Raw genomic sequence first — 24,172 nt, 5'->3', positions numbered from 1 at the left:
CAAATTGCATAGGGCAAAATTTTTTTATAATAATGATTGATGGTTATTGATGATAAAAAATCAAGGGAGACTCTACATACATCCATCAGATATAAGTCTCATTTTATCATTGATAAACCACCAGACTGCTTGACTTGGTAGCTCATTCTTAACCTGATGCCAATTCACCAAACGCCCTGTCAGCACATTCAATGGTTCGGTCCAAATCCTCATAAGTATGAGCAGATGACATGAACGACGCCTCAAAAGCAGATGGAGCAAGATACACACCCTGCTTGAGCATGGCGTGAAAAAACTGATTAAACCGCTTGGTATCTGCACCTGCCACATCGTTAAAATTCTTTGGCAAGGTATCATTAAAGAACATACCAAACATGCCGCCTACCGAACAAGTAGTAAAGACAACGCCATGTTTGTCCGCTTTTTCTTGCAAGCCCTTTAGTAGATACTTGGTTTTAGCGGTCAGTTCTTCGTAGAAGTTTGGGCAAACAAGCTCATCAAACATCGCCTTGCCTGCACGCATGGCAAGTGGGTTCCCAGAGAGCGTACCTGCTTGATACACTCCACCCAAAGGGGCGATATGTTCCATAATCTCACGCTTTCCGCCGAATGCTCCAACAGGCAGACCTGCTCCGATGATTTTGCCAAAGGTGGTCAAATCAGGCGTAATGCCAAAATGATGACTTGCCCCTTTTAATCCCACACGAAAACCTGTCATAACCTCATCAAAAATCAATACCACACCATGCTCATCGCACAGCTGACGCAAGGCATCATGAAACTCTTGAGATGGAATGACCATGTTCATATTGCCTGCAATCGGCTCTAAAATAACGCAGGCAAACTCGCCACCAAACTTTGCAAAGGCTTGTTTTAATGCCGCTACATCATTATAGGGCAAGGTAACGGTATGCTTGGCAAAGTCGGCAGGCACACCCTTTGATGTCGGTTCGCCAATATCTAGCATACCAGAACCAGCCTTTACCAGCAGGCTATCAGAATGACCATGATAACAGCCTTCAAATTTAACGATTTTATCTCGCCCTGTATAGCCACGAGCCAGACGAATGGCACTCATGGTTGCTTCTGTGCCAGATGACACCATGCGAATCAGTTCAATGTGCGGAATTAACTCACAAATCAAATCCGCCATTGTCGTCTCAAACGGCGTTGGTGCACCAAACGACAAGCCATCAGCAGCAGCCATCTTAACCGCTTCAATGACACTATCATGAGCATGACCCAAAATCATAGGTCCCCATGAACCAACATAATCTATGTAGGGCTTATCTTCGGTGTCATAGATATACGCCCCTTTTGCACGACTGATAAAAACAGGCGTACCCCCCACACCAGTAAAGGCACGAACAGGAGAATTAACCCCCCCTGGGATATGGCGTTTGGCTTTTTCAAATAATATTTGGTCGGCAGTTACTTGAGTCATTGCGTCTCCTTATGGCTGATTCAACTTCCACGAGTGAATTTCTAAGGCGATATAAAATAATGGTTAAGCATTAAGCCTTTTTTACGACAGATGATTTTAATTTCATCGCCCCAAAGCCATCAACCTTACAATCAATGTCATGGTCATCAGGTGCATCATAAATCAGGCGAATGGATTTAACTTTCGTACCAACCTTAATTGGCGTGGACGAACCTTTAACCTTCAAATCCTTAATCACAGTTACGCTATCGCCATCAGCAAGCACATTGCCCACCGCATCTTTGATGGTAGGTACATCAGCTTGTAACTCCCCTGCGATCCACTCGTGGCTACACATTGGACAAATCAACAGCTCTCCATCGGCATAGGTATAATCTTCATTGCATTTTGGGCAGGTAGGTAGGCTCATCGTCATTCCTAAATCATCATAAAAAAATAATCGTTTAGTATAGCAGACTTTAGCGGTTTTTTGTTAATACAAAATGTTAATCTTAACCTAAAAATGCTACAATAATAAGCACAAAAACCATGATTTTAATATTTTCCAATTTTCATCATCGCAGAAATAACACCATGACAACCACACATTTTCAAGCAATCACCCTAACAGGTCAAGATGCCGCTAAATTCCTACAAGGTCAACTGACCGTCAATGTTGATACGCTAAGCAAGGCATACCAAGCTTGTGCCATCAGCGATCTCAAGGGGCGAGTCAGGTTTGGACTGTGGGTCGCTCGCACCAGTGATGACACCTTTACGCTCATCACTGGTGCTGATTGTATGGAAGATTTGGTTGCCCATATCAACAAATACGGCGTCTTCTCCAAATTTACCACAACCAAGCCCATCGCCATTTATCCTGCCATCATAGACAATTTACCGACCTTTGATAACAATCCATCTTGTGCCGACTTTGATGCTTGGGCAGGCTTGAGCATCAAAACAGGCAACTATTGGATAACCACCTTCACCCAAGGGCTTTTTCAACCCCAAGAGCTTCGCCTGCATCAGCGCGGGGGAGTGGACTATGATAAAGGTTGCTACTTAGGACAAGAAATCATCGCTCGACTGTACTTTAAAGCCAGCCCTAAGGCATACCTACACCGTGTGCTACTAACAGCTAACACCCTAGACAACACAACAAACACAGTGATATCTGGCGAAAAAATCGGCAAAGTACACATCGTTAATGGCATTGCGGTAGATGGCGGTTACGACTGCCTAGTCATCGGCACACCAACAGATGTTGCCCAAGCAGGGCAACTGCTCGACCTGCCCAAGCCACTCACAGGTGGTGTATCTCGTGGCTAATGCCCATCAGACAGCCAAACCCAGTGTTACGGTACTCGGGGCAGGCGTTACAGGCGTTACAAGTGCATGGTATCTGTTAGAGGCGGGTTTTGATGTTACAGTCATTGACCGTCAAAGTCAGCCTGCAATGGAGACGAGTTTTGCCAATGGAGGGCAAATTTCAGTGTGCCATGCAACTCCTTGGGCAAACCCTAGCACTCCAATAAAAGCACTAAAATGGCTTAGCAAACCAAACGCACCGCTATTATATCGACTAAATACCAATGCTGAACAGCTACGCTTTATCTGGCGATTTTTGCAAGAATGTCGTGCCAGCCGTGCCGATGCCAACTTACAGCAAATGGTCAAATTGGGGCTATATTCTAGACGCACTCTAAAAGAGCTGATGGCAAACCTACCACTAGATTTTGAACAACGGTTGCAGGGCATCATGCATTTTTATACCAGTGTCAGCGAATACCAATCCGCTATCGCTCCCACCAAACGCATGCAAACACTAGGCTGTCATCGCACACTCATCTCGCCCAATGAAGCGGTCGCTCTAGAACCTTCCTTGTCCGCACTGGGCAGTACCCTTGTTGGAGCGACTTATACAGATGCCGATCTGTCTGCCAATGCCCATATTTTTACCAATAAGCTTGCCAGCTATTGTCAAAGTCGTGGCGTAACTTTTCTTTATGACACCCACATTGACAACATCGCTTTAGATGACAAACACATCAGCCACATCACAATTCGCCAAGGCATCACCCAACAGACCCATCAAAGCGACCACTATGTTATATGTCTGGCAAGCTATGGTAAACGCCTACTTGACCCAATTGGCGTACACCTGCCCATTTTTCCTGCTAAGGGTTATTCAGCGACTTATGCGGTGCGTGATGGCACTCGAGTGCCACAGATTAGTCTAATTGATGATGAATACAAACTGGTGATGAGTCGCTTTACTACTTATGAGCGTGATGTTTTGCGTGTGGCAGGCACGGCAGAGTTTAATGGCTATAATACCGACCTTGACCCGACTCGCTGTCAGGCACTAACTCAGCGAGTACAAGCACTGTTTGGTGATGCCCTAAACTATGACGAGCCGAACTATTGGGCAGGTCTGCGTCCGATGACCCCATCAAATGTGCCACTGATTGGGCGTGCTTATTTGGGCAATGTTTGGCACGGCAGGACTTCTGATAATCTGATTGATAATCTGTGGCTAAACACAGGGCATGGCACACTTGGCTTTACCCATGCGTGCGGTTCAGCAAAGGCGTTATCGTACTTAATGACAGGGCAAACACCGCCTGTAGATTTTGCTTTTGTCGGTCATAAATAGCACAAACAACCAAAACAATGACAGCTAAGCGAATTGGGGCGAGACAGACTAAAGAGACTACACTTCCAACAAAAAGTTAATTGGTCCATCATTGATGCTACTGACCGCCATCATTGCCCCAAATTCACCAGTTTGGACATTAGGGTAAACCGATCTGGCATAATCCACCAATTGTTCAAATAATGCTTTTGCATCACTTGGCGGCATGGCAGGAGCAAAATCAGGACGGCGACCCTTATCCGTCTTAGCCATCAGCGTAAATTGCGAAACCAGCAATAAACCACCTTGAACATCAGATACGGATTTATCCATTTTGCCCAATTTGTCAGCTTCGGTGGTATTTTCAAAAATTCGATAGGTCAAAATCTTATCAATGAGCTTGCGTGCTGTCTCATTATCATCTTCTTTGCCAATACCGATATAGGCAAGCACGCCAGCATCAATTTTACCGATGATTTGACCATCTACCGCCACATGAGCAGACTTGACTCGTTGAATTAAGGCTTTCATGTTTTCACCTTGTCAGTTAAAAATATTTGGTTAAGCAATCATTGACACTGATAGGCATACCTAGACGCTTAGCTTGGTGTGATACAAATAAAAATATCCATTATAGCAAATATCGGTTAAAATAAAACAATTTAACCAATTGGAAATACCATGAACCTATTTACGCTTGCCCAAAACATCGTCCCACAACAAACATTATCTAAAGTAGCAGGTCATCTTGCCAAAAGCGACAACCCCATCATCAAAAAAGCCTTTGTGCATGGCTTTGCCCGTGCTTATGGTATTGATTTGGCAGAATACGAGCGTGGCAGTCTTGATGATTATGACAGCTTCAACGACTTTTTTACTCGTGAGTTAAAGGCAGGTGCTCGTCTCATAGACAGCACACCAGATGGCATTGCTTGCCCTGCTGACGGCAAAATCAGCCAGATTGGAGCCATCAAACATGGTCAGCTGATTCAAGCTAAGGGGCGTGATTATGATGTCGGTCAGTTATTGGCAGATTTTGAAGTGGGCAAGGCGTTTACCGATGGCTCGTTTGCCACCATTTATCTTGCCCCAACAAACTATCACCGTGTGCATATGCCTTTTGATGGTCGACTAGTCGCCACACGCTATGTGCCAGGAACACTGTTTTCGGTCAATAACACCACCGCCTTACATGTACCCGACCTATTTGCTCGCAATGAACGCTTGGTGTGTGAATTTGAGACCAAATTTGGGCGTGCATTCGTCGTGTTGGTTGGAGCGATGATTGTTGCAGGGATTAGCTCAGTAGCAACAGGCGACATCAAACGCACGCCTTATATTCAGCACCGCACACATGACATCGCCCTAAAAAAAGGCGATGAACTTGGACGATTCTACTTGGGTTCTACCGCCATCATCGTCTTACCAAAGTCTGCCCATGCCGTATGGGGCGATGAATTCATTCATAGGTCGGTCGTAAAAATGGGGCAAAAGATTGGGCGGGTGAACAGCTTATACTAGTTTTATTATCTTTTTTTGCTGTCTTCATCTTAACCATATAAGATGATAAATCCCACAAGTATTTATTAATAATACTTAATCAATATAACACCAGTATTAATCAAAAAATCCGCCTTCAGGCGGATTTTTAATATTTTATATTTCTACATTATTATCAGCTTCTTTCAACATTCGTGCTACAGGACGACTCACCGCTATTAAAATTACGCCACACACCACTAAGAAAATGGTCAGTGTGGTGAATAGTTTTGGCAAGTTTTCAATCGTATCTGCCGATACCGAGCCACCAGAGAATGATGCCACAAGACTGCCCAATGCAATAGATGCAAAAAATAATCCCATCACCACACCCTGCATACGGTCGGGAGCAAGTTTGGTCATGCTAGATAGTCCCGCAGGACTTAACATAAGCTCACCAATTGTCAATAAAAACAAGCTACCTACAAGCCACCAAGGCGATGCTAAGCCACCGTTATTCACCACGCCTTGACTGGCAATAATCATTAGGACAAAACCTGCAGCGGCAAAAAACATACCTAAGGCAAACTTAACCATGCTGTTAGGCTGGATTTTTTTGGCAGCAAGTCTTACCCACATGATACTCACAATCGGTGCAAATACCAAAATAAACAAAGAGTTTAACGACTGAAACCATACAGTAGGAATCTTCATGCCAAAAGCATTTAAATCAGTATAACGCTCAGCAAATAAATTAAAAGAGGTTGGCTGTTGCTCAAAACTTGACCAAAAAAAGGTTGAACCAACCACAAGCAAAAAGCACACAAGCAATCGTAATTTTTCAGGTTTGGTAAAAACTGGCGACACAAAACAATAGGCAAAATAAAGGCTTACCGACCCTGCAATCACATAGGTCATAACAGATGCAATCAAAACAGGATTTAGCGTTATCACACCCATCATCACCAGTATGATAAATGCTGATAAAGCAATGACGCCAACCCCAACAAATTTACCAACATTGGCTCGCACCTGCTTGGGCTGCTCCCAACTGGCGGCTGTATTTTTAGCGTTAGCAAATTCGGTGAGATTTTTTTTACCAAAAAGTTTATAAATTGCCAAAGAGATCAGCATGCCCACACCGCCCACTGTAAAGCCTGCGTGCCACATTTGTTGCTCTTTAAAAATCCCTGTAATTAAAGGTGCTAAGAACGCCCCTAAATTAATTCCCATATAAAATAGTGTAAAGCCTGCATCACGCCTAGCGTCATTTTTATCATATAATGCCCCAACCATGACTGAAATACATGTTTTAAATAATCCTGAGCCAATGACTAAAAGCACAAGCCCCAAAAAGAAAAACTGAATAGACAAAAATGCTGACATACCAATGGACAAATGCCCTAACGCAATGATGATACTCCCCCACCACAACGCTCGCTCCTGCCCAAGCCAATTATCGGCAAGCCAGCCTCCTAAAATCGGCATCAAATACATTGACCCAGCAAAAATACCATAAATCGATGACGCATTGGCATCGTCAATACCCAAGCCACCTTGTGCAATGGCCGCCGTCATAAACAATACAAGAAGCGGACGAATACCATAATAAGAAAAACGCTCCCACATCTCAGTGAAAAATAAAGAACGCAAGGGTTTTGGGTGCCCCATAAAGGCGATGTCAAGCGTTTTAAAATCGCTTGATTTAGAATTTTCATTCATAAATTGTTTATCCCTAAATCAGTTGGTGAATTACAAGCACGCAAGGTGCAAAAGAATGCCAGACATTGTATCATAATCCAAAATAAAATCTGTAACTCCTTTTTATTTTTATAAAAATTTGGTGATGGTTATCGGCTTACTTTTGTATAACTATTTGCATTAAATCCTTAATAATCTTGGGTATAACAGCTTTAAAATCCGGTCTTGGCAGATGAAGCGAACTGCCTAATTTACGATAACAATGCAATTTTGACTCCAACAAACACTTTTTGTCACAATTAAATCTTAACATGCCGTCAAGATTGTATTTATACATCAAAACCATCCTCAGTCAATCTTACTAATGCTTTGACAAGCTGATAATCTTGCTGTATTTTTTATGATGTTTTGATGGAAACTTGCACTTGATTAATCATTGCATCAGCAAAGCTAACATTATCGTATTTATCTATCGGTTATTCATCATTCGCTCAATCTCATCATTTAGCCTAGCGGTGGCAATGAACAATAAAAGTATGATTATCAAAGTCAGTAACTTTTGCCATTTTGTTAATAAAAGCAAGGGCGTCATAATCTAAGGATACCGCCAAACCATCCATCAATTTATTATCCATCACTGTCGTTGCCAATGAATTTTAAGTTATCATCATTGGAGAATGCCCATGCTAGACCCACCAGATTGTTATTCTGCTAGCAAATGATGGCACTCAAGTTACATCTTATTAATTTTTCTAGTTTAGTCAGGCTAAATAACAAAAAAGCCTAAATCTTTTGATTTAGGCTTTTTAAGATTTGGAGCGGGAAACGAGATTCGAACTCGCGACCCCAACCTTGGCAATGTCAGCCACCTAAATTATATAAACCTATATTATATGTAAAGCTAGTATTTTAAAGGCTTTTGATGGAATTTTTTTAATATATTTTCATTTACTAATACATAATTTATTTAATTTTGTGTCGTTGCAGACACCCTAAATTTAGGGTAAAATTATACCAACCTAATTTTAATTGCACACAAAAAATAAAATCCGCTAACAAAAAAACGCACGTCAAATTGATAATTGTCCACGACAATCTGATAGTCCATCAACATGCAAAAAAGTGCTATCAATTTGTATTGAAAATTCTGCCAATCTACCACTCTCCACCTCTGACACTTCCTATATCGAAGTAGTTCACCGAGAGAGTCGCTATTACTTCTATACCAATTTTTCATCCTGCCTAAAAATAAAGAATGGGGATAAAATCTATGTCAAGGAAGTAACGCTTAGCGATAACGAAGTCAATAAGAAGGCTTGGAATCATTTGTTTGACGTGTTTCTTGTGTCAAATGTTAGTTTGCACATCTTCCCAAAATTACTGTCCGAATGCCCCTCTAGTACAGTTATTGATATACTCGGTGGCAAGCCCACCATTCAAAAAATTTTAACCAAAAAATATTAGCAGGAAAAGCTGGGATTACTATCTAGCCAAAGCCCCAAAGAACATCCCCATGCCCACCTTTGCTGATCTTATTGAGGAGAGTCTACATGGATGAGCATGATATCCGATTAGCATTGGCTCATTTATTGCCCAATAACAATAGTCACGCTTACTTATTACGGGAATATTTTTTGGCACTTGCCTCCCTGACTAATGTCGAATTCATGGGGATTTGCATCCCCCTTAAGAATGATAACCCCATAAGAGGTTATATTACCCCAAACTAGGAGTAATCTCTCATGACAAAACAGCGTAAGCAGTACAGCACCGAATTTAAACTAGAAATGGTAAAACTCATTGAAGAGCAGAATCAGCGTGTTGTTGATGTTGCTAAGCAATATGATATCGGTAAATCTACTTTAGAAAACTGGCTTAAACGTTATCGTCTTGAACTTCAAGGCAAGCCATTAGCCACAGGTCATGCTCTAACACCAGAACAACGAGAGCTTGAACGACTTCGTAAAGAAAATACCCAGCTAAGACTTGAGCGAGATATTTTAAAAAAGGCATCCGCTCTATTGGCTCAAGACAACTTACTATCCCGCTAATAGAGCAATTGATGGGGCAATACAGCATCAGTAAAGCAAAGCTGTGTCAGTTATTTGGTATTTACCGAAGTACTTATTATGCCAAGCAAAGAATCAGATTGCCAACACGCAAAGAGATTGAGCTACGCTTATGGGTAAAACAAGCCTTTGATTGCTCTAAAGGATCGGCAGGATCTAGAAGTATTGCTGCTATGGTCAGTCGTGCTCATCAGATTAAACTAACACGCTATAAAGCGCGTCAATTAATGAGAGCACAAGGACTCATCAGTCGCCAAAGCATCAAGCATCGCACTATCGTATGGCTGATCAAGCACATACAGTGCATGACAACTTGCTAAAACGACAGTTTGCACCAGCTGCACCCAATCAAGTGTGGGTATCGGATGTGACGTATATTCACAACAAAGCAGGATTTTGTTATTTGGCAATGGTGATGGATTTATATGCCAGACACATCATTGGCTTTGCCATGAGTGATCGTCCAAACATTGAGCTGACCACTAAAGCATTGGCTATGGCTTATACCATACGCTTTCAACCAACTGGTGTGTTATTTCATTCAGATCAAGGAACGCATTACACCAGTCGAACCTTTGCCGATGCTATTGCCAGATGTAAGATGACACACAGTATGAGTAGAAAAGGCAATTGCTGGGATAATGCACCAACAGAACGTTTCTTTCGAAGTTTTAAAACCGAATGGATGCCAAAACATGGCTATGAGAACATTCATGAAGCAAAAGTAGATTCGGCAAGTTATATCCATGGCTATTACAGTCAAATCAGACCCACAGCTTTAATAACTACCTAAGCCCTGTCGAAAAAGAACGACAGTTTTTTAACAAAACCTTCTTAGAGGTTGTTTGAAAATAGCTGGCTGGTACAGGCTGAATTTAGCTATGCTAATTACCTCACCTAACCTTAATTAATTTAAAAAAGATTTAATAGTCTGATTAAATACCTCTGCTTTCTCAACATTAGCAATATGCGAAGCCTCAATAATGGTAAGTTTGGCATTGGGGGCATGCTCCACAATAAATTCACCATCGGCGACAGTGGTTACAGGGTCAGCACTGCCCGTAATGACCAGCATTGGCACTTGCGAATCTTTTAGGTCATCACGCAAATCGGCAATCGCCAATGCTTCACAACAGTTGGCATAACCATCTTTGTCGCCTTTGGCAAGGTTTTGGCTAAGATGTTTGACATTCTCAGGGTTGTTTTTGATAAAAGTATCAGTAAACCATCGGCTGGGGGCGGTATCAGCAATGCCTTGCAAGCCATTAGCACGTACGCTGTCTGCTCGTTCTTGCCAAGCGGTTTGGTTGCCAATTTTGGCGGCGGTATTTGAGACGATGATCTTATTAAAGTAGCTTGGGTGATGAATGGCAAGCCAGATACCCGTCAAACCACCCATAGAAATACCACAAAAATTCGCCTGTCTAATGTCAAGATAATCCAACAAATCCACCACATCTTGCCCAAGTTGTGCTATGGTGTAGCTCCCCTCTGGTGTGGAGCTGTCGCCATGTCCACGTGTGTCATAACAGACAATAAAAAAGTCTGTTTGTAGAGCGTCAATTTGGGCTTGCCACATGTTTTGATTTGTTCCCAATGAATTGGAAAAAATCAAGACCGGTTTTGTCTTATCACCAAAAGTTTGGTAATTTAAACTGACTTCATTATTGGTAAAAATTGGCATATTGCACCCCTTAAACTCGCTCAATAATCAACGCAATCCCTTGACCCACCCCAATGCACATACTGCATAGAGCATATTTACCACCTGTCTGTTCAAGCTGATTTAAAGCAGTTGTTACCAGCCTTGCCCCTGACGCACCCAATGGGTGTCCTAAGGCAATCGCACCGCCATTGGGATTGACACGGCTATCATCATCAGCCAAACCTAACTCACGAGTACACGCTAGGGCTTGGGCAGCAAAAGCCTCGTTAAGCTCAATCACGTCCATGTCATCAAGACCAAGCCCAGTCATGGCAAGCAGTTTTTTAATGGCAGGAGCAGGGGCAAAACCCATAATGCGTGGCTCAATACCAACGGTTGTACTAGCAATAATTTTGGCTCGTGGGACAAGATTAAATTTTTCTACCGTTTCATCAGAGGCTATCAGTACCGCACACGCCCCATCATTGATACCTGAGGCATTGCCGGCGGTAACCGTGCCATCTGGCTTAACCACAGGTTTGAGTTTTGCCAAAGCGTCTTGGGTTGTATCGGCTCGTGGGTGTTCATCTTTATCCACCAAAATTGGCTCGCCCTTTTTTTGTGGAATAGACACCGAAATGATTTCTTTATCAAAAAAACCTTTATCTTGGGAGGTTTTGGTAAGTGTCTGGCTTCTTAGAGCAAATTTATCTTGGTCTGCTCGGCTGATGTTAAACTGCTCGGCGACATTTTCTGCGGTCTGTGGCATGGTATCCACGCCATAAAGCTCTTTTAGTTTAGGGTTAATAAACCGCCAACCCATCGTGGTATCTTCTAGTTGATGAGACCGCCCAAACGCCGTCTGTGCCTTACCCATCACAAAAGGGGCTCGGCTCATGCTCTCCACCCCACCTGCGATGATGAGATTCATCTCGCCTGATTTAATGGCACGATTGGCGGTTGCAATGGCATCAAGTGATGAACCGCATAGACGGTTTATGGTCGTTGCAGGTACCGTTGTTGGCATTCCTGCCAGTAGAGCAGACATTCTACCAACATTGCGGTTGTCCTCACCTGCTTGGTTGGCACAACCAAAAATCACATCATCAACCTGACTAAAATCTACATTGCCATTGCGTTCCATGATTGCCTTGATAACAGTTGCCCCCAAGTCATCAGCACGAATGCCTGACAATGCCCCACCATAACGCCCAAATGGTGTGCGAATGGCATCAATAATATAAGCGTTTTGCATCATAATTCCCCTTAATTTTTTATTTAAATGGTTGCATCAATCAGACTTGCCCCTGTGAGTCGTTGTAATTCCCCAAAAGCCAAACCTTCAATTTTTTCAATGACTTTTAGACCCTCCGGTGTAACATCAATCACACATAGGTCAGTGTAGATTCTATCCACGCATTTTTTGCCCGTTACTGGGTAGGTGAGGTTTTTGACAATTTTGGGGTCGCCCTTTTTGGTTGTATGTTCGGTTGCAACAAACACCTGTTTTGCTCCCACTGCCAAATCCATCGCTCCGCCTACCGCAGGAATAGCATCACTCTCGCCTGTGTGCCAGTTGGCAAGGTCGCCATCTTCATCAACTTGAAAAGCACCCAATACACAAATATCCAAATGACCGCCACGCATCATCGTAAACGAATCGCCATGATGAAAGAACGAACCACCTGTGAGCATGGTAACAAACTCTTTACCAGCATTGATAAGCTCTGGGTCTTCTTGCCCCGCTTCTGGGGGCGGACCAAAGGCGAGCAAACCGTTTTCAGAATGTAAAAAAATCTCTTTGTCTTTGGGTAAGTGGCTGGCCACTTTGGTTGGCAGTCCTATACCTAGATTGACATACGCCCCTTCTGGAATGTCTTTGGCGATACGGCTTGCGATTTGGTCCCGGCTTAGTTTTTGATAAGTCATGATATTTTCCCTTATTCTGTCATGGCGTGCGTTACAGAGGTTAGCTCAACGATATGCTGCACAAAGATACCTGGCGTGATGATGTGTTCAGGGTCAAGCTCACCAAGCTCTACCACTTCACCCACCTGAGCAATGGTAACATCAGCCGCCATTGCCATGATAGGACCGAAATTACGAGCCGATTTGTTGTACACCAAATTGCCCCAACGGTCGCCTTTATGGGCTTTGATAAGGGCAAAATCGGCTTTGATTGGGTATTCAAGCACATAATCCTTGCCCTCAATATGACGAGTCTCTTTACCTTCGGCAAGCAGTGTACCAAACCCTGTTGGCGTATAAATCGCCCCAAGCCCCATACCTGCCGCCTGAATACGGCAAGCCAAATTGCCCTGCGGAACAACTTCAAGCTCAATCTTACCGGCACGATACAACTCATCAAAGACATACGAGTCAGCTTGACGAGGAAATGAGCAGATGATTTTTTTCACCGCTCCTGTTTTTAGCAGGCGTGCCAATCCATAATCGCCATTGCCTGCATTGTTACTCACAATTGTCAAATCTTTGACATTACAATCAATGAGTGCATCAATCAGCTCGGTAGGCTGACCTGCCGGTCCAAAACCGCCGATGAGAATGATTGAGCCGTCTTTGATTTGACTCATCACCTGGGTGAGTGATTGGCTGGATTTATCAATCATTGTTTACTCCTTTTAAAAATTATATCAACAACACATACGCCCACAGCGTAACAATTCCAATAGCAACCCAGTTTAAGAAAAAACCGACCTTTACCATCTCTTTTTGAGCCATATAGCCCGTAGCAAAAGCAATGCCATTAGGCGGGGCAGCAACAGGCATCATAAAGGCACAAGATGCACCAATGGCAATAACCATCACCAAAAGCTCATTTGGCAAACCAAGCTGTGTGGCAACAGACGCAAAAATTGGCACCATCAAGGCGGTTGAACCTGTATTGCTGGTAAATTCAGTCAAGAAAATCATAAAACAAGCGGTCACAAAAATAATAAAAATCACAGGCATACCCGCCAAATGCGTGGCAAGTTGTTCGCCCAGCACCGCTGAAGCTCCTGAATGCTTCATCACATTTGATAAGGTAAAACCGCCACCAATCAACAATAAAACACCCCATTCGGTACGCTCGCTGACCTGTTTCCAAGTAGCAAGACCAAGTACCATCACACTTAAGGCTCCCATCATACCAATCATGGTGTCAGGGCTATCAAAACCAAAATACCCTGAAATCTGCTTACCAAAAATCCAACAGGTCGCCGTTATGACAAAAACAACAATCGTTAAAATTCTAGCAGGCGTCCAAGGAATTTCTTCATCACTAACCACGATTTTTTGATTCAAATTTGGTTTTAAAATCAAATACATGGTAGCGATCAAGGTGGGCAATAACACCACAAGTAATGGTAAAGCCACTTTTAGCCAATCCATAAAATCCATGCCAAGCTGTTTGGCAGCAATGCCATTGGGTGGTGAACCCACAAGCAGCCCAATGCCACCAATCCCTGCCGAATAGGCCACACCAAGCAAGATGAAAATGCAGGTATTTCTGTCTTTTTCTCTATCAAGCTGTGTAAGCAACCCCAGTGACAATGGCACCATCATCGCCGCTGTGGCGGTATTACTAATCCACATCGACAGTCCTGCGGTCGCCAAAAACATCATCATTACCGCTCGTCCCAAATGTCCATTTGATAGACGCATAATCCAAAGGGCAATTTTTCGGTCAAGTTTTTGCACACTTAACGCTGCTGCTAGCGCAAACCCGCCGACAAACACATAAATAATTGGATCCGCAAAATTAGCAAACGCCGACTTGGTATTAAATTCTGGCACACCAGCCAATACCGCCAAAACAGGAACAAACAGAGCTGTTGCGGTGATATGCACTGCTTCAGTCAACCATAACACCCCAATAAAAAACAAAATGGCAAGCCCTTTATTGGCATTAGCATCAAATGGTAAAATCACAGCATATAAAAGATAGGCAACGACTGCTGCTATGGAAATAATACCAATGCCACGATAGATCTTTTTTGGGGTTTTGGCAAAACCTCCTTGATACAAAGTTTCGTTTTGTTGCGCCATAATTCACTCCATTGCCAAATCATTTACCACATCAATAAATCAATCCTTTTTATTTTTACCATCTCAGCTTATAAAAATAAAAACTCGCCATGCCAAATACAATGCCCCAAAACACCGAACTTAGCCCAAACAAGCTCATGCCTGAGGCTGTTACCAAAAAGGTGATTAACGCAGGCTCTTTTTGTTCGCTGTGTTGCATGGCAATGCCAAGATTGGTCAATAATGCCCCAAGCAACGCCAAGCCTGCCAGCATGGCGATTAAACTTTTGGGAAGCATGGCAAACAAGCCCACCAAAGAACCTGCAAACACCGCCCCCACCAGATAAAACACGCCATTAAACACACCGCCGATGTAGCGTTTGTCAGAGTTTTCGTGGCAATCTTTGCCCATGCACAAAGCCGATGTTACCGCCGCCAGCACAATACTAATGCCCCCAAACACCGCCACAGCGAGCGACAGTAGGCTTGCACTATTGATGATGGGCTGGCTGGATACTTGATAATTATTAAGCTTAATGAGTGCCATTCCAGGTAAAAATTGCCCTGTTAAATTTAAAATCACCAACGGCAATGCCAAATTAAACACTGCCTGCCACGAGAATTCTAGGGCGATAAATATGGGCTTGGCAACACTCAATTCAAAAGCTTGGCTACCATTTATGAGTCCCAATAACCACGCCACCAAAAGCCCTATCAAAAGCACCCACACAATCGCATAACGAGGCAAAAAGCGTTTGGCAACCAAAAAACTTGCCAGCATGGCACAGGCTAACATCGGTTCACTGCTAAATGACAAAAACGCTCCCACGCCAAAACCAAACAAAATCCCTGCCATCATACCACCTGCAATGCCCTGCGGAATGCAATGCAATACCTTATCAAAATAGCCACTCATGCCAATGGCAAGGCTCATCACGCCTGCGATGAGATACGCCCCCACTGCTTCATTAAGGCTAATGCTGGGAAACAGGCTGACCAAAAGTGCCGTTCCAGGGATTGACCAAGCGAGCAAAATCGGCACTTTGTGGCGTAAAGATAAAAAAATACTGCCAACTGCCGAGCTAATTGACACCGCCCAAATCCATGAAATCATCATGGCGTTATCCACACCTGCCGACTGCCCCACCTGAAAAAATATCACCAACGGTCCTGCGTAAGAAATCGTTACCGCAAGCAAACCCGCCACCATTGCCGACAAAGAAAAATCTTGCTTAAAATCCCTAAATACGCTCATCATCCACACTCCGTGTCAGCCATATTTTTCCAGTGATGGGTAAAAAGCTATCCTTGATCGCCACCGCCCACAGGCATGACCGCGCCTGTCATATAGGACGACTCATCGGACGCCAAAAACAAAATCGCATTAACCTGCTCGTCGATCGTGCCATAACGCCCCAAAAAGGTGCGGTCAATGGTTTGTTCAACCACCTCTTGCATCCAGCGTTTTTCGTCCTCGCTTTGGGGATTGGTGTTTCTTGGGATTTTGCGTGGCGGAGCGTCTGTACCGCCTGTCGCCACCGCATTGACACGAATGCCGTCTTTGGCGTGTTCAAATGCCAAACTTGCGGTCAAGGCATTTACCCCGCCTTTTGCCGCAGAATAAGGAATGCGATGAATGCCACGAGTGGCGATGGACGACACATTGACAATCACGCCTGACTGCTGGCTAATCATACAAGGTAGCACCGCATGACAACACCACAAAGTTGGAAACAACGAGCGGTTGATTTCTTTGATGATTTCATTTTCGGCAAATTCCTCAAACGGCTTCATCCAAATCGCCCCACCGACATTGTTAATCAGCACATCAATACGACCAAATTTTTCAAGGGTTTGCTTGGCAACTTCTTGGGCTCCTGCATACTGTTCCAAATCGGCTTTGACGATGAGATGATCGCCCTTTTTGCCAGTTTTTTGTAATTTGGCAATCTCATCGGCGGTTTCTTGCACAAAATCCGAAAAATCCACCAGCACCACATTTGCCCCCTCTTTGGCGACTTGCAAAGCCACGCCACGCCCAATTCCCTGAGCTGCACCTGTCACAATCACCACCTTATCTTTAAAACGCTTGGTTCTCGACATGATTACTCCTGTTATACTTCATGTTGTCATGCTTTGATTTAAAATAGAAGGGTCTTTTAAATCCCTACATAGCGGCGTTAAACCGATTGCGCAGTCTTTTTAGGAATCATTACCAGCACTGCCAATGTTGCTAGTACACCAAAAGCCACCATCGTCAAGAGGGCATATTGACCTGCCAAATGCACGCCAGCATCCTTAAAGGTGCTAAAAATAGTCGCTCCTGTGGCGATGCCAAAGGACGCACCCAAAGCACTTGCCATTTTAAACACACCTGCCGCCACGCCTGCTTTATCAAGAGGTACATTGACCATCGCACAGTCCGCCGCAGGGGTAGAATAACAACCCAAACCAAAGCCAAACACCGCAAAAGACACAATGACCCACCACATATACACTTCATGCGACACAAAGGTCATGGACAGCCCCAATGCTCCAACCGCCGTGATTGCCGTGCCGAGCCACATTGGGGTTTTGTAGCCGAATTTTTGTAGCAGTTTTTCGCTCACACGAATCATAATCATGACCATGACGACATAGCCCAAAGATTTGACCCCTGCTTGAAATGCAGTCAAGCCATGTCCTTTTTGCAAATAGGTATTGATAATGATAATCGTGCCTGCCATGCAGTTTAATAAGAAGTTGGACAAACACGCCCCACTATAACCACGACTGTTGAACAGCGAAAAATCCAAAAATGCCTGATGTTTTTTCTTGATTTCGGTGCGAAAAAACACAATCCCCATCACCACCGCCCCAGCGAGCATGGTTAGCGTAAAACCATTCGTAAACCCAAGCCCAAACCCTTTGGTGATGAGCAAATTTAAACACAAAAGCCCAATCACACAGCTAAACAGCCCCACATAGTCATAACGACTGGTAGAAACCTCGTGCGATTTGCTCTCTGGCGTGCCTTTGATGAGAAGCATACCGACCACCGAAATGGCGATTGACAACAAGAAAATGCTTTTCCAGCCCATGCTCGTGGCGATTGCCCCACCGACAAAAGACGAAAGCCCTGAACCACCGAACGAGCCAATCGACCAAAAGCTAAACGCCCTTTGTCGTTCGGCTCCGTGATAATAATTTTTGATGATGGACAAAGTCGCTGGCATGATACAGGCGGACGACAGACCTTGAAGCACTCGCCCAAGCCCAAAGATGAAAGGATTGGTGCTAAAATACAGCACCAAACAGGCGATGATGTTTAGAGTAAAGCCCACATAAGTCAAACGCACTCGCCCAAATTTATCCGCCAATCCGCCCATTAAAATGATAAAACAGCCAGAAAACAGCGAGCCTAAGCTAATCACCGCATTGAGTGAGGTATCTGACATGCCCAAATCTTTTTGAATGGACGGCACGACATTAAACATCGACTGATAAAACAGCCAAAAGGTCAAAACCCCCAGCACCATGCCGATGAGCAGTTTGTCGTTGCCACGAAACCCATTTTGTGTTTGTGTTGTTGTCATAAAAAATCCTTTTTTTAAATCACTTCAAATAGTTTTCCACAAGACCACAAAAGTACGCCCCAGCCGTAGCGATAATCTCATCATTAAAATCGTATTCTGGGTGATGCACCATGCACGCAGAATCACCACCCCCATTGCCGACAAAGCAGTAATTGCCGTTGGGGTTAGCCTCTAGCATAAAGGCAAAATCCTCGCTTCCCATAAGCGGAGCAATGCCTGTATGCACTTTGTCCTCGCCCACCAAATTTTGGGCGACTTTGACGGCAAATTCGGTCGCATCACTGCCATTGACGGTGGGCGGACAGCCGTTGATATGTTCGACTTCGGCACTTGCTCCAAAACTTTTGGCTTGAAATTCCACCACTTCTGTAATGCGAGATAGCACCTTTTTGCGCACTTCAGCATTTAGGGTGCGAACGCTTAATTTTAACAGGGCAGAATCATTGACCACATTGGGGACATTGCCAGAGGTGAGTTGCCCCACCGTAATCACCGCTTGCTCAAGCGGACTGACATTGCGAGAGACAATGCTTTGGAGGGCAATGGCGATATGACACGCCACCAAAGTCGCATCAATGCCGTATTCAGGCATCGCCCCATGACTGCCCACGCCTTTGACATGGACATGCAAAGTGTCGGAGGACGCCATGACCGCCCCAGTTTTAAAATAAAACTCGCCTGTCGCTAGGCGTGGCATGTTGTGCATGGCAAAAATCACATCGCAAGGAAATTTGTCAAACAAGCCGTCCTCTAACATGACACGACCGCCATAAAGCAGCTCTTCAGCAGGCTGAAAAATCAAATGCACCGTACCATTAAAATTGCGAGTTTTGGCAAGCTGTTTGGCACAAGCAAGCAAAATGGTGCTGTGTCCGTCATGCCCACAGCCATGAAATTTGCCTGCGACTTGGCTGGCATAAGGTTTGCCCGTCTTTTCCACGATGGGCAAAGCGTCCATGTCGGCACGCAGTCCGATGACTTTATCGCCGTTACCGTTTTTTAGGGTGGCGACAATGCCTGTTTTGGCAAGTCCACGATGTAGCGTATAGCCCCATTCGGTCAGGTACTTGGCGATGAGATTACTGGTTTCAACCTCTTCAAAACCCAGCTCAGGATTTTGGTGGATGGTTTGGCGAATGTTCGCAAAAAACGCCTGTTCGCTCATCAAATCACTCAAATGCTGCGGGTTTATAGCAATGGTATTAGACAGGGACATATTTACTCCTTTTGATAGATGATGACAAATTTCAGCCATTAGGTACTGACCACTAGGGGTAAAAAAGATTTTAATGACTTTTATGAAATTTACAAGCAATCCATTTTGCCGCCATCTTAATTGGCTGAGAACTTCTCAAACAAGAAGTTTTGCGCCGTGATGTTCTGAACTTCCAACCAATCACGCACCGAATCAACCATTGCCACAGGTCCACACAGATAAATATCCACATCGCCGCCATTTAGCCAGTCATCATCAATATGAGCAGTGACATAGCCTTTACGCTCATGGGTGGACATCTCATTGACCACAACTGTACGATAATCAAACCAGTCATGTTTCGCCTTAGAGTCATCTAGCGCATCAATGCCGACCAAATCCTCATCATTGGTCACGCCAAACACCATGCGAATAGGAAAATCCGAACCTTTTTCGTCAAGCACTTTAAGCATGGATAAAAACGGCGCAATCCCCGTACCACCTGCCAAAAACAGTGTTGGGCGAACCATCGGACGCAGATAAAAACTGCCAAAAGGTCCTGTAAAGCTCATTTTGTCGCCCACTTTGGCGGTATTTGCCAAGAACGAACTCATCTTGCCATTGGGGACATTTCGCACCACAAAGCTGGTTTTGCGGTCGTTTGGCTTTGAACTGAAAGAATAAGAACGAGTTTCATCAGTGTTTGGAATTTTCACATTAACATATTGCCCTGCCAAAAAGCTGATTTCTGGTTCATTGTTATCCAATTCAATTTCAAAACAAATGGTGCTATCGGAGACTTTTTGTAAATCGGTCAGCGTACCACTAAAAGCATGGATTTGGGTTTTGCACACAGCAGAACTTGCCAAAATCTGAATGACCGAATCTGAAGTTGGATAACATTGACACGCCAAAACATAGCCTTTTTCAGCATCTTCAGGGCTTAGGGCGTCCTCAATGTACATGTCGCCATCCATGTCATAAGTCCCAGACTCATAAAAAGCTCGGCAAGTGCCACACGCTCCGTCTCGGCAATCTAGCGGAATGTTCATTTTTTGGCGATAAGCAGCATCAGATAAGACTTCCCCTTCCCCCACTTGAATAAAACGTGTAACCCCATCTTCAAACTGTAAAGCAACATTATACATGGCTAATATCCTTATCTTAAAAAAATTAATAAACTGGCAACTAGCTAGTTTTGGTAATAACATTAGATGACTAATGTTAGAATAATTATTTTAAAACAATTAAACAGCTTCATCAGTCTAAATACATCAAATGCTTCTGGAGTGAATGGGTCCAACTTAATTAACTGCACTTCTTGTCAAACCCACGCACCATTAAGAAGTATGTGGATTAGATATGATAAACATCAATCACTTGATGAATATAATCATTTTTTAATACAACATATTTACTTAAAATCTTAAAATCATCGTCCGAAATATCAATTTCGTAACGAGACATACCAAAATGCTGAGAAATCGTCTTATAGCGAAAACTAAGCGTATGCCAATTAAAGCGTACCGTTGCCTTGATACCTTCTACACTTTCTACCTCAATGTTGTTAATATTGTGGCTTGTGCGAGTATCGGGAATGGTTGCTGATGAACGCTCAGTTTTGATACGAAACACTCGGTCTTCTAACCCTTGACGATCTGGGTAATAAATCAAGGAAATTTCCGCCATTGGGTCTGTGATGAGGGTATCATCATCGTCCCATGCTGGCATCCAAAAAGATGCTTCTGGAGCATAACAGTTTAGCCAATCGTCCCACTGCTCATCGTCCAAAAAGCGAGCTTCTTGATACAAAAACTGACTGATTTTATTCTGTAATTCTGCTGATACTACTGGTACATTATTCATGCAACTTCTCCATGTTTTTCAAGCTTGCGTTCATTAGAAATGGCACGCTTCATCATTTCTATCCAATGCTCGTGCTGTGCTAAATACAATCCCTCATCTTCGGTTTTGACACCGCTTAGTTTAGGCTTTAATCCGATTTCATCAGCAACCTCATCAGGTCCATGCACCCAATGAGTTGCTCCACGACACATGTCATTCCATTCAAGCTCAATTCCGGCATAGCCCACCTGGCAAGAGCGGAACTCCTCTAGATCATCTGGGGTCGCCATACCTGATGCATTAAAGAAATCTTCATATTGGCGAATACGTCTTTGGCGAGCCTCTGCATCCTCACCCACAGGTGCGATACAATAAATGGTTACTTCAGTTTTATTAACGCTAATCGGACGCAGTACCCGGATTTGGGATCCAAATTGATCCATCAGATATACGTTAGGGTATAAGCATAGATTGCGAGACCGCTCAATCATCCATTTTGCCATCGCCTCGCCGTAGAGCTCTTTATAAGTGTCGTATTGGGCGTAGTTTGGACGGTCTTCTGGGTTTGCCCATTGTGTCCAAAGAAGCATATGCCCATGTTCAAAACCGTATGAGCCACCGCCTTGTTTGCCCCAACCGCCTGCACTCATGGCACGGATATTGTCCGCCCCTGCTTGTTTTTCTTTTCTTTGTTGGGTGGTGGCAGCGTAATTCCAATGCACCGCGGAAACATGGTAGCCGTCCGCACCATTTTCGGCGGTCAGTTTCCAGTTGCCCTCATAAGTATAAGTTGATGAACCACGAAGCACCTCTAAGCCATCTTGAGCTTGACCGACAATCATGTCAATGATTTTGGTCGCTTCACCAAGATATTCTTCAAGTGGCAGGACATCAGGATTTAAACTGCCAAACAAAAAGCCTTTGTAGCTTTCAAAACGAGCGACTTTTTTCAAATCGTGCGAACCGTCTTTATTAAAACTTTCAGGATAACCTGCGTCTTTAGGGTCTTTGACTTTTAAAAGTTTGCCAGAGTTGTTAAATGTCCAACCGTGAAATGGGCAGGTATAGGAGGATTTGTTGCCTTTTTTGTAACGGCAAAGCTGAGCCCCACGATGTGAACAGGCGTTAATCATCGCATTTAATTCGCCATCTTTGTTGCGAGCAATGATGATTGGTTGGCGACCAATATAAGTCGTATAATAATCGTTGATTTCTGGAATTTGGCTTTCATGTGCCAAATACACCCAGTTGCCCTCAAAGATATATTTCATTTCCAAATCAAATAAAGTTTGGTCGGTAAATACAGAGCGATGAACTTTATATTCGCCAGTTTCTGGATTTTCTACTAAAAGCTCGTCAATGCGGTCTAAATGACTGGTATTGACAACAGGAATCTTTGGCATTTTATTTTCTCCTTGCACAAGCTGGGGTCAAATACAATTTAAATGAAATAACAATTAAGGTTCATACACCTCAACGCCATTTGCGTTGAGCGAAAAACTCATCAAATCCCGTCCAACCTTTAACGCTCCTTGATAATTGGCACGAGTACGCTCAATCAATTCTTCGTCAGGAATACCGATGATTTTTGCCGATACGCCATTGACAACATGGGTATAAACCGCCATTTTTGGCTTGGTTTGGCTAAAAATCTCGCCTGCTTGGCGTGGGTTGGTATGATGAGCATAGACTTGCGGTAGGGCATTGGTGTCTTTAAATTCAGCCACTTCGTGAATGAGCAAATCTACACCTTTGCCGTATTTGATGACATTTGGCGAGGGAATGGTATCGCCACTAATGAGCACCGAACGCCCTGCATAATCCACACGATAGCCCAAGTTTGGCTTAATCGCTCCTTTGGTATCATGTGGCACATCAAAGGCGGTAATCACCACACCATTTTGGTTAAACACGACGCCCTCACCCTCAAATTCATGAGCAACAAGCCCCGTCGTTTCCGCTTTTAGTTCGCCATCAGCAACACGCACTTTAATGTCATCAGCATGGGCGATTTTTAAGCCTTCAACCAATGCTTTTGCCCCAGTCGGACCATAAACATTTAATGCACCGCTACTGCGACCACCAAACGCAGGAATATAACCCGTCATCCACAAATCGCCCAAACCATTGGTATGGTCAGAGTGATAATGGGTAAAAAATACCGCATCAATTTTGCCAAGTGGTACACCCGCTTGGGTCAAACGCACCGCATTGCCACGCCCTGCATCAATCAAAATATTAAGACCACCAGCTTGTACCAAAGTTGCAGGTCCATAGCGATGAACGCTCGGCACTGGGCTACCTGTACCCAATAAGGTTACTCTCATTTCACCTTCTTTTGGGGCAAGGCGTGCTGGGTGGGTGCTTGGTGCGTGTAGGTATTCAGGATTTGCCTGAACAGCCGATTGGGACGAAACCGATGTTGTCGAACACGCCATCAGACTTAGGGACAATGCCGACACCGCCAAAACAGACAATCCTTTTGTAACTTGATAACTCATTTACCACTCCTTTTGTAGGTTATGTTGTGGATTATGGGGATTGTATCTTAACCCTATTGCTAAGATACAATCTAC

The 24,172-nt window shown here is 43.9% G+C and carries 23 protein-coding genes and 1 pseudogene; 6 read left to right on the top strand and 18 right to left on the bottom strand.

Annotated elements, in window-relative coordinates; translation table 11 throughout:
• Positions 1–148: 148 nt before the first annotated feature.
• Positions 149–1,444 carry a glutamate-1-semialdehyde 2,1-aminomutase gene (hemL, locus tag L3D27_RS00985; RefSeq protein WP_432481319.1) on the bottom strand — a complete coding sequence of 432 codons (1,296 nt, stop codon included), beginning with the start codon at positions 1,442–1,444 and terminating at the stop codon, positions 149–151.
• Positions 1,445–1,514: 70 nt separating this feature from the next.
• A complete protein-coding gene (locus L3D27_RS00980; RefSeq protein WP_284673849.1) occupies positions 1,515–1,853 on the bottom strand; it encodes a zinc ribbon domain-containing protein YjdM in 339 nt (112 codons plus the stop codon).
• 164 nt (positions 1,854–2,017) lie between these two features.
• On the opposite strand from L3D27_RS00980, the gene L3D27_RS00975 reads away from it, so the two are divergent.
• Positions 2,018–2,755, top strand: a complete 738-nt coding sequence (locus L3D27_RS00975; protein WP_432481318.1) for a YgfZ/GcvT domain-containing protein — start codon at positions 2,018–2,020, stop codon at positions 2,753–2,755.
• Entirely contained in the window at positions 2,688–4,082 is a 1,395-nt protein-coding gene (locus L3D27_RS00970) for a D-amino acid dehydrogenase (protein ID WP_432481317.1), read from the top strand. The genes L3D27_RS00975 and L3D27_RS00970 overlap by 68 nt, the downstream gene beginning before the upstream one ends.
• Positions 4,083–4,139: 57 nt before the next feature.
• On the opposite strand, the gene dtd is transcribed toward L3D27_RS00970, so the two are convergent.
• Complete coding sequence (gene dtd, locus L3D27_RS00965; RefSeq protein WP_373628001.1) at positions 4,140–4,592, bottom strand: D-aminoacyl-tRNA deacylase; 453 nt, start codon at positions 4,590–4,592, stop codon at positions 4,140–4,142.
• A 150-nt stretch (positions 4,593–4,742) separates the two neighbouring features.
• Between dtd and asd the strand changes: the two genes are divergently transcribed.
• Positions 4,743–5,582, top strand: a complete 840-nt coding sequence (gene asd, locus L3D27_RS00960) for an archaetidylserine decarboxylase (protein ID WP_432481316.1) — start codon at positions 4,743–4,745, stop codon at positions 5,580–5,582.
• A 135-nt stretch (positions 5,583–5,717) separates the two neighbouring features.
• On the opposite strand, the gene L3D27_RS00955 is transcribed toward asd, so the two are convergent.
• Positions 5,718–7,262, bottom strand: coding sequence for a peptide MFS transporter (locus L3D27_RS00955; RefSeq protein ID WP_284673845.1), 1,545 nt, complete (start codon positions 7,260–7,262; stop codon positions 5,718–5,720).
• A 488-nt stretch (positions 7,263–7,750) separates the two neighbouring features.
• Positions 7,751–7,876, bottom strand: coding sequence for a hypothetical protein (locus L3D27_RS00950; protein ID WP_284673844.1), 126 nt, complete (start codon positions 7,874–7,876; stop codon positions 7,751–7,753).
• A gap of 1,107 nt (positions 7,877–8,983) precedes the next feature.
• On the opposite strand from L3D27_RS00950, the pseudogene L3D27_RS00945 reads away from it, so the two are divergent.
• The 3 genes and pseudogenes from L3D27_RS00945 to L3D27_RS00935 form a co-directional block, all read left to right on the top strand.
• A pseudogene (locus L3D27_RS00945) lies at positions 8,984–9,271 on the top strand (transposase); the annotation flags it as partial.
• Positions 9,272–9,303: 32 nt separating this feature from the next.
• Positions 9,304–9,630, top strand: a complete 327-nt coding sequence (locus L3D27_RS00940; RefSeq protein WP_284673842.1) for an IS3 family transposase — start codon at positions 9,304–9,306, stop codon at positions 9,628–9,630.
• Positions 9,591–10,103: an IS3 family transposase gene (locus L3D27_RS00935; RefSeq protein ID WP_284673841.1), complete on the top strand. Its 513-nt coding sequence runs from the start codon at positions 9,591–9,593 to the stop codon at positions 10,101–10,103. Before L3D27_RS00940 ends, L3D27_RS00935 begins: the two co-directional genes overlap by 40 nt.
• A gap of 114 nt (positions 10,104–10,217) precedes the next feature.
• Here the strand turns inward: L3D27_RS00935 and pcaD are convergent, their stop codons facing one another.
• From pcaD to L3D27_RS00870, 13 genes are all read right to left on the bottom strand, one after another.
• The gene (gene pcaD / locus L3D27_RS00930; RefSeq protein ID WP_284673840.1) at positions 10,218–10,994 is read right to left on the bottom strand and encodes a 3-oxoadipate enol-lactonase; all 777 of its coding nucleotides are present in this window, start codon (positions 10,992–10,994) and stop codon (positions 10,218–10,220) included.
• 10 nt (positions 10,995–11,004) lie between these two features.
• Positions 11,005–12,210, bottom strand: coding sequence for a 3-oxoadipyl-CoA thiolase (gene pcaF, locus L3D27_RS00925; RefSeq protein WP_284674539.1), 1,206 nt, complete (start codon positions 12,208–12,210; stop codon positions 11,005–11,007).
• A gap of 23 nt (positions 12,211–12,233) precedes the next feature.
• Positions 12,234–12,884, bottom strand: a complete 651-nt coding sequence (locus tag L3D27_RS00920; RefSeq protein ID WP_284673839.1) for a 3-oxoacid CoA-transferase subunit B — start codon at positions 12,882–12,884, stop codon at positions 12,234–12,236.
• 11 nt (positions 12,885–12,895) lie between these two features.
• Entirely contained in the window at positions 12,896–13,582 is a 687-nt protein-coding gene (locus L3D27_RS00915) for a 3-oxoacid CoA-transferase subunit A (RefSeq protein WP_284673838.1), read from the bottom strand.
• 19 nt (positions 13,583–13,601) lie between these two features.
• Entirely contained in the window at positions 13,602–15,002 is a 1,401-nt protein-coding gene (locus tag L3D27_RS00910; protein ID WP_432481314.1) for an SLC13 family permease, read from the bottom strand.
• Positions 15,003–15,057: 55 nt separating this feature from the next.
• Positions 15,058–16,239, bottom strand: coding sequence for a benzoate/H(+) symporter BenE family transporter (locus L3D27_RS00905; protein WP_432481313.1), 1,182 nt, complete (start codon positions 16,237–16,239; stop codon positions 15,058–15,060).
• 44 nt (positions 16,240–16,283) lie between these two features.
• Positions 16,284–17,084 (bottom strand): 1,6-dihydroxycyclohexa-2,4-diene-1-carboxylate dehydrogenase, encoded by an 801-nt coding sequence (locus L3D27_RS00900; protein WP_284673835.1) that lies wholly within the window; start codon positions 17,082–17,084, stop codon positions 16,284–16,286.
• 77 nt (positions 17,085–17,161) lie between these two features.
• The gene (locus tag L3D27_RS00895) at positions 17,162–18,556 is read right to left on the bottom strand and encodes an MFS transporter (RefSeq protein ID WP_373628008.1); all 1,395 of its coding nucleotides are present in this window, start codon (positions 18,554–18,556) and stop codon (positions 17,162–17,164) included.
• 19 nt (positions 18,557–18,575) lie between these two features.
• A complete protein-coding gene (locus L3D27_RS00890; RefSeq protein ID WP_373628009.1) occupies positions 18,576–19,772 on the bottom strand; it encodes a M20 aminoacylase family protein in 1,197 nt (398 codons plus the stop codon).
• 116 nt (positions 19,773–19,888) lie between these two features.
• Positions 19,889–20,899, bottom strand: a complete 1,011-nt coding sequence (gene benC, locus L3D27_RS00885) for a benzoate 1,2-dioxygenase electron transfer component BenC (protein ID WP_432481311.1) — start codon at positions 20,897–20,899, stop codon at positions 19,889–19,891.
• Between the two features lie 208 nt (positions 20,900–21,107).
• On the bottom strand, positions 21,108–21,617 hold the full coding sequence (gene benB / locus L3D27_RS00880) for a benzoate 1,2-dioxygenase small subunit (RefSeq protein ID WP_432481310.1): 510 nt from the start codon (positions 21,615–21,617) through the stop codon (positions 21,108–21,110).
• The gene (gene benA, locus L3D27_RS00875) at positions 21,614–22,999 is read right to left on the bottom strand and encodes a benzoate 1,2-dioxygenase large subunit (protein ID WP_432481308.1); all 1,386 of its coding nucleotides are present in this window, start codon (positions 22,997–22,999) and stop codon (positions 21,614–21,616) included. The genes benB and benA overlap by 4 nt, the downstream gene beginning before the upstream one ends.
• A 54-nt stretch (positions 23,000–23,053) precedes the next feature.
• The gene (locus L3D27_RS00870) at positions 23,054–24,097 is read right to left on the bottom strand and encodes an MBL fold metallo-hydrolase (RefSeq protein ID WP_432481306.1); all 1,044 of its coding nucleotides are present in this window, start codon (positions 24,095–24,097) and stop codon (positions 23,054–23,056) included.
• Between the last annotated feature and the right edge of the window lie 75 nt (positions 24,098–24,172).

The sequence above is a fragment of the Moraxella sp. ZY200743 genome, from assembly GCF_050885545.1.
GTDB classification, from domain to species: domain Bacteria; phylum Pseudomonadota; class Gammaproteobacteria; order Pseudomonadales; family Moraxellaceae; genus Moraxella; species Moraxella haemolytica.
The sequence above is the reverse complement of the archived record's forward strand: the minus strand, read 5'-3'. Positions and strand labels throughout refer to the sequence as shown.

Coding starts and splice junctions, on each gene's coding strand:
- hemL (WP_432481319.1), bottom strand. CDS start 1,444: ATGACTCAAGTAACTGCCGACCAAATATTATTTGAAAAAGCCAAACGC.
- L3D27_RS00980 (WP_284673849.1), bottom strand. CDS start 1,853: ATGAGCCTACCTACCTGCCCAAAATGCAATGAAGATTATACCTATGCC.
- L3D27_RS00975 (WP_432481318.1), top strand. CDS start 2,018: ATGACAACCACACATTTTCAAGCAATCACCCTAACAGGTCAAGATGCC.
- L3D27_RS00970 (WP_432481317.1), top strand. CDS start 2,688: ATGTTGCCCAAGCAGGGCAACTGCTCGACCTGCCCAAGCCACTCACAG.
- dtd (WP_373628001.1), bottom strand. CDS start 4,592: ATGAAAGCCTTAATTCAACGAGTCAAGTCTGCTCATGTGGCGGTAGAT.
- asd (WP_432481316.1), top strand. CDS start 4,743: ATGAACCTATTTACGCTTGCCCAAAACATCGTCCCACAACAAACATTA.
- L3D27_RS00955 (WP_284673845.1), bottom strand. CDS start 7,262: ATGAATGAAAATTCTAAATCAAGCGATTTTAAAACGCTTGACATCGCC.
- L3D27_RS00950 (WP_284673844.1), bottom strand. CDS start 7,876: ATGGATAATAAATTGATGGATGGTTTGGCGGTATCCTTAGATTATGAC.
- L3D27_RS00940 (WP_284673842.1), top strand. CDS start 9,304: ATGGGGCAATACAGCATCAGTAAAGCAAAGCTGTGTCAGTTATTTGGT.
- L3D27_RS00935 (WP_284673841.1), top strand. CDS start 9,591: ATGGCTGATCAAGCACATACAGTGCATGACAACTTGCTAAAACGACAG.
- pcaD (WP_284673840.1), bottom strand. CDS start 10,994: ATGCCAATTTTTACCAATAATGAAGTCAGTTTAAATTACCAAACTTTT.
- pcaF (WP_284674539.1), bottom strand. CDS start 12,210: ATGCAAAACGCTTATATTATTGATGCCATTCGCACACCATTTGGGCGT.
- L3D27_RS00920 (WP_284673839.1), bottom strand. CDS start 12,884: ATGACTTATCAAAAACTAAGCCGGGACCAAATCGCAAGCCGTATCGCC.
- L3D27_RS00915 (WP_284673838.1), bottom strand. CDS start 13,582: ATGATTGATAAATCCAGCCAATCACTCACCCAGGTGATGAGTCAAATC.
- L3D27_RS00910 (WP_432481314.1), bottom strand. CDS start 15,002: ATGGCGCAACAAAACGAAACTTTGTATCAAGGAGGTTTTGCCAAAACC.
- L3D27_RS00905 (WP_432481313.1), bottom strand. CDS start 16,239: ATGATGAGCGTATTTAGGGATTTTAAGCAAGATTTTTCTTTGTCGGCA.
- L3D27_RS00900 (WP_284673835.1), bottom strand. CDS start 17,084: ATGTCGAGAACCAAGCGTTTTAAAGATAAGGTGGTGATTGTGACAGGT.
- L3D27_RS00895 (WP_373628008.1), bottom strand. CDS start 18,556: ATGACAACAACACAAACACAAAATGGGTTTCGTGGCAACGACAAACTG.
- L3D27_RS00890 (WP_373628009.1), bottom strand. CDS start 19,772: ATGTCCCTGTCTAATACCATTGCTATAAACCCGCAGCATTTGAGTGAT.
- benC (WP_432481311.1), bottom strand. CDS start 20,899: ATGTATAATGTTGCTTTACAGTTTGAAGATGGGGTTACACGTTTTATT.
- benB (WP_432481310.1), bottom strand. CDS start 21,617: ATGAATAATGTACCAGTAGTATCAGCAGAATTACAGAATAAAATCAGT.
- benA (WP_432481308.1), bottom strand. CDS start 22,999: ATGCCAAAGATTCCTGTTGTCAATACCAGTCATTTAGACCGCATTGAC.
- L3D27_RS00870 (WP_432481306.1), bottom strand. CDS start 24,097: ATGAGTTATCAAGTTACAAAAGGATTGTCTGTTTTGGCGGTGTCGGCA.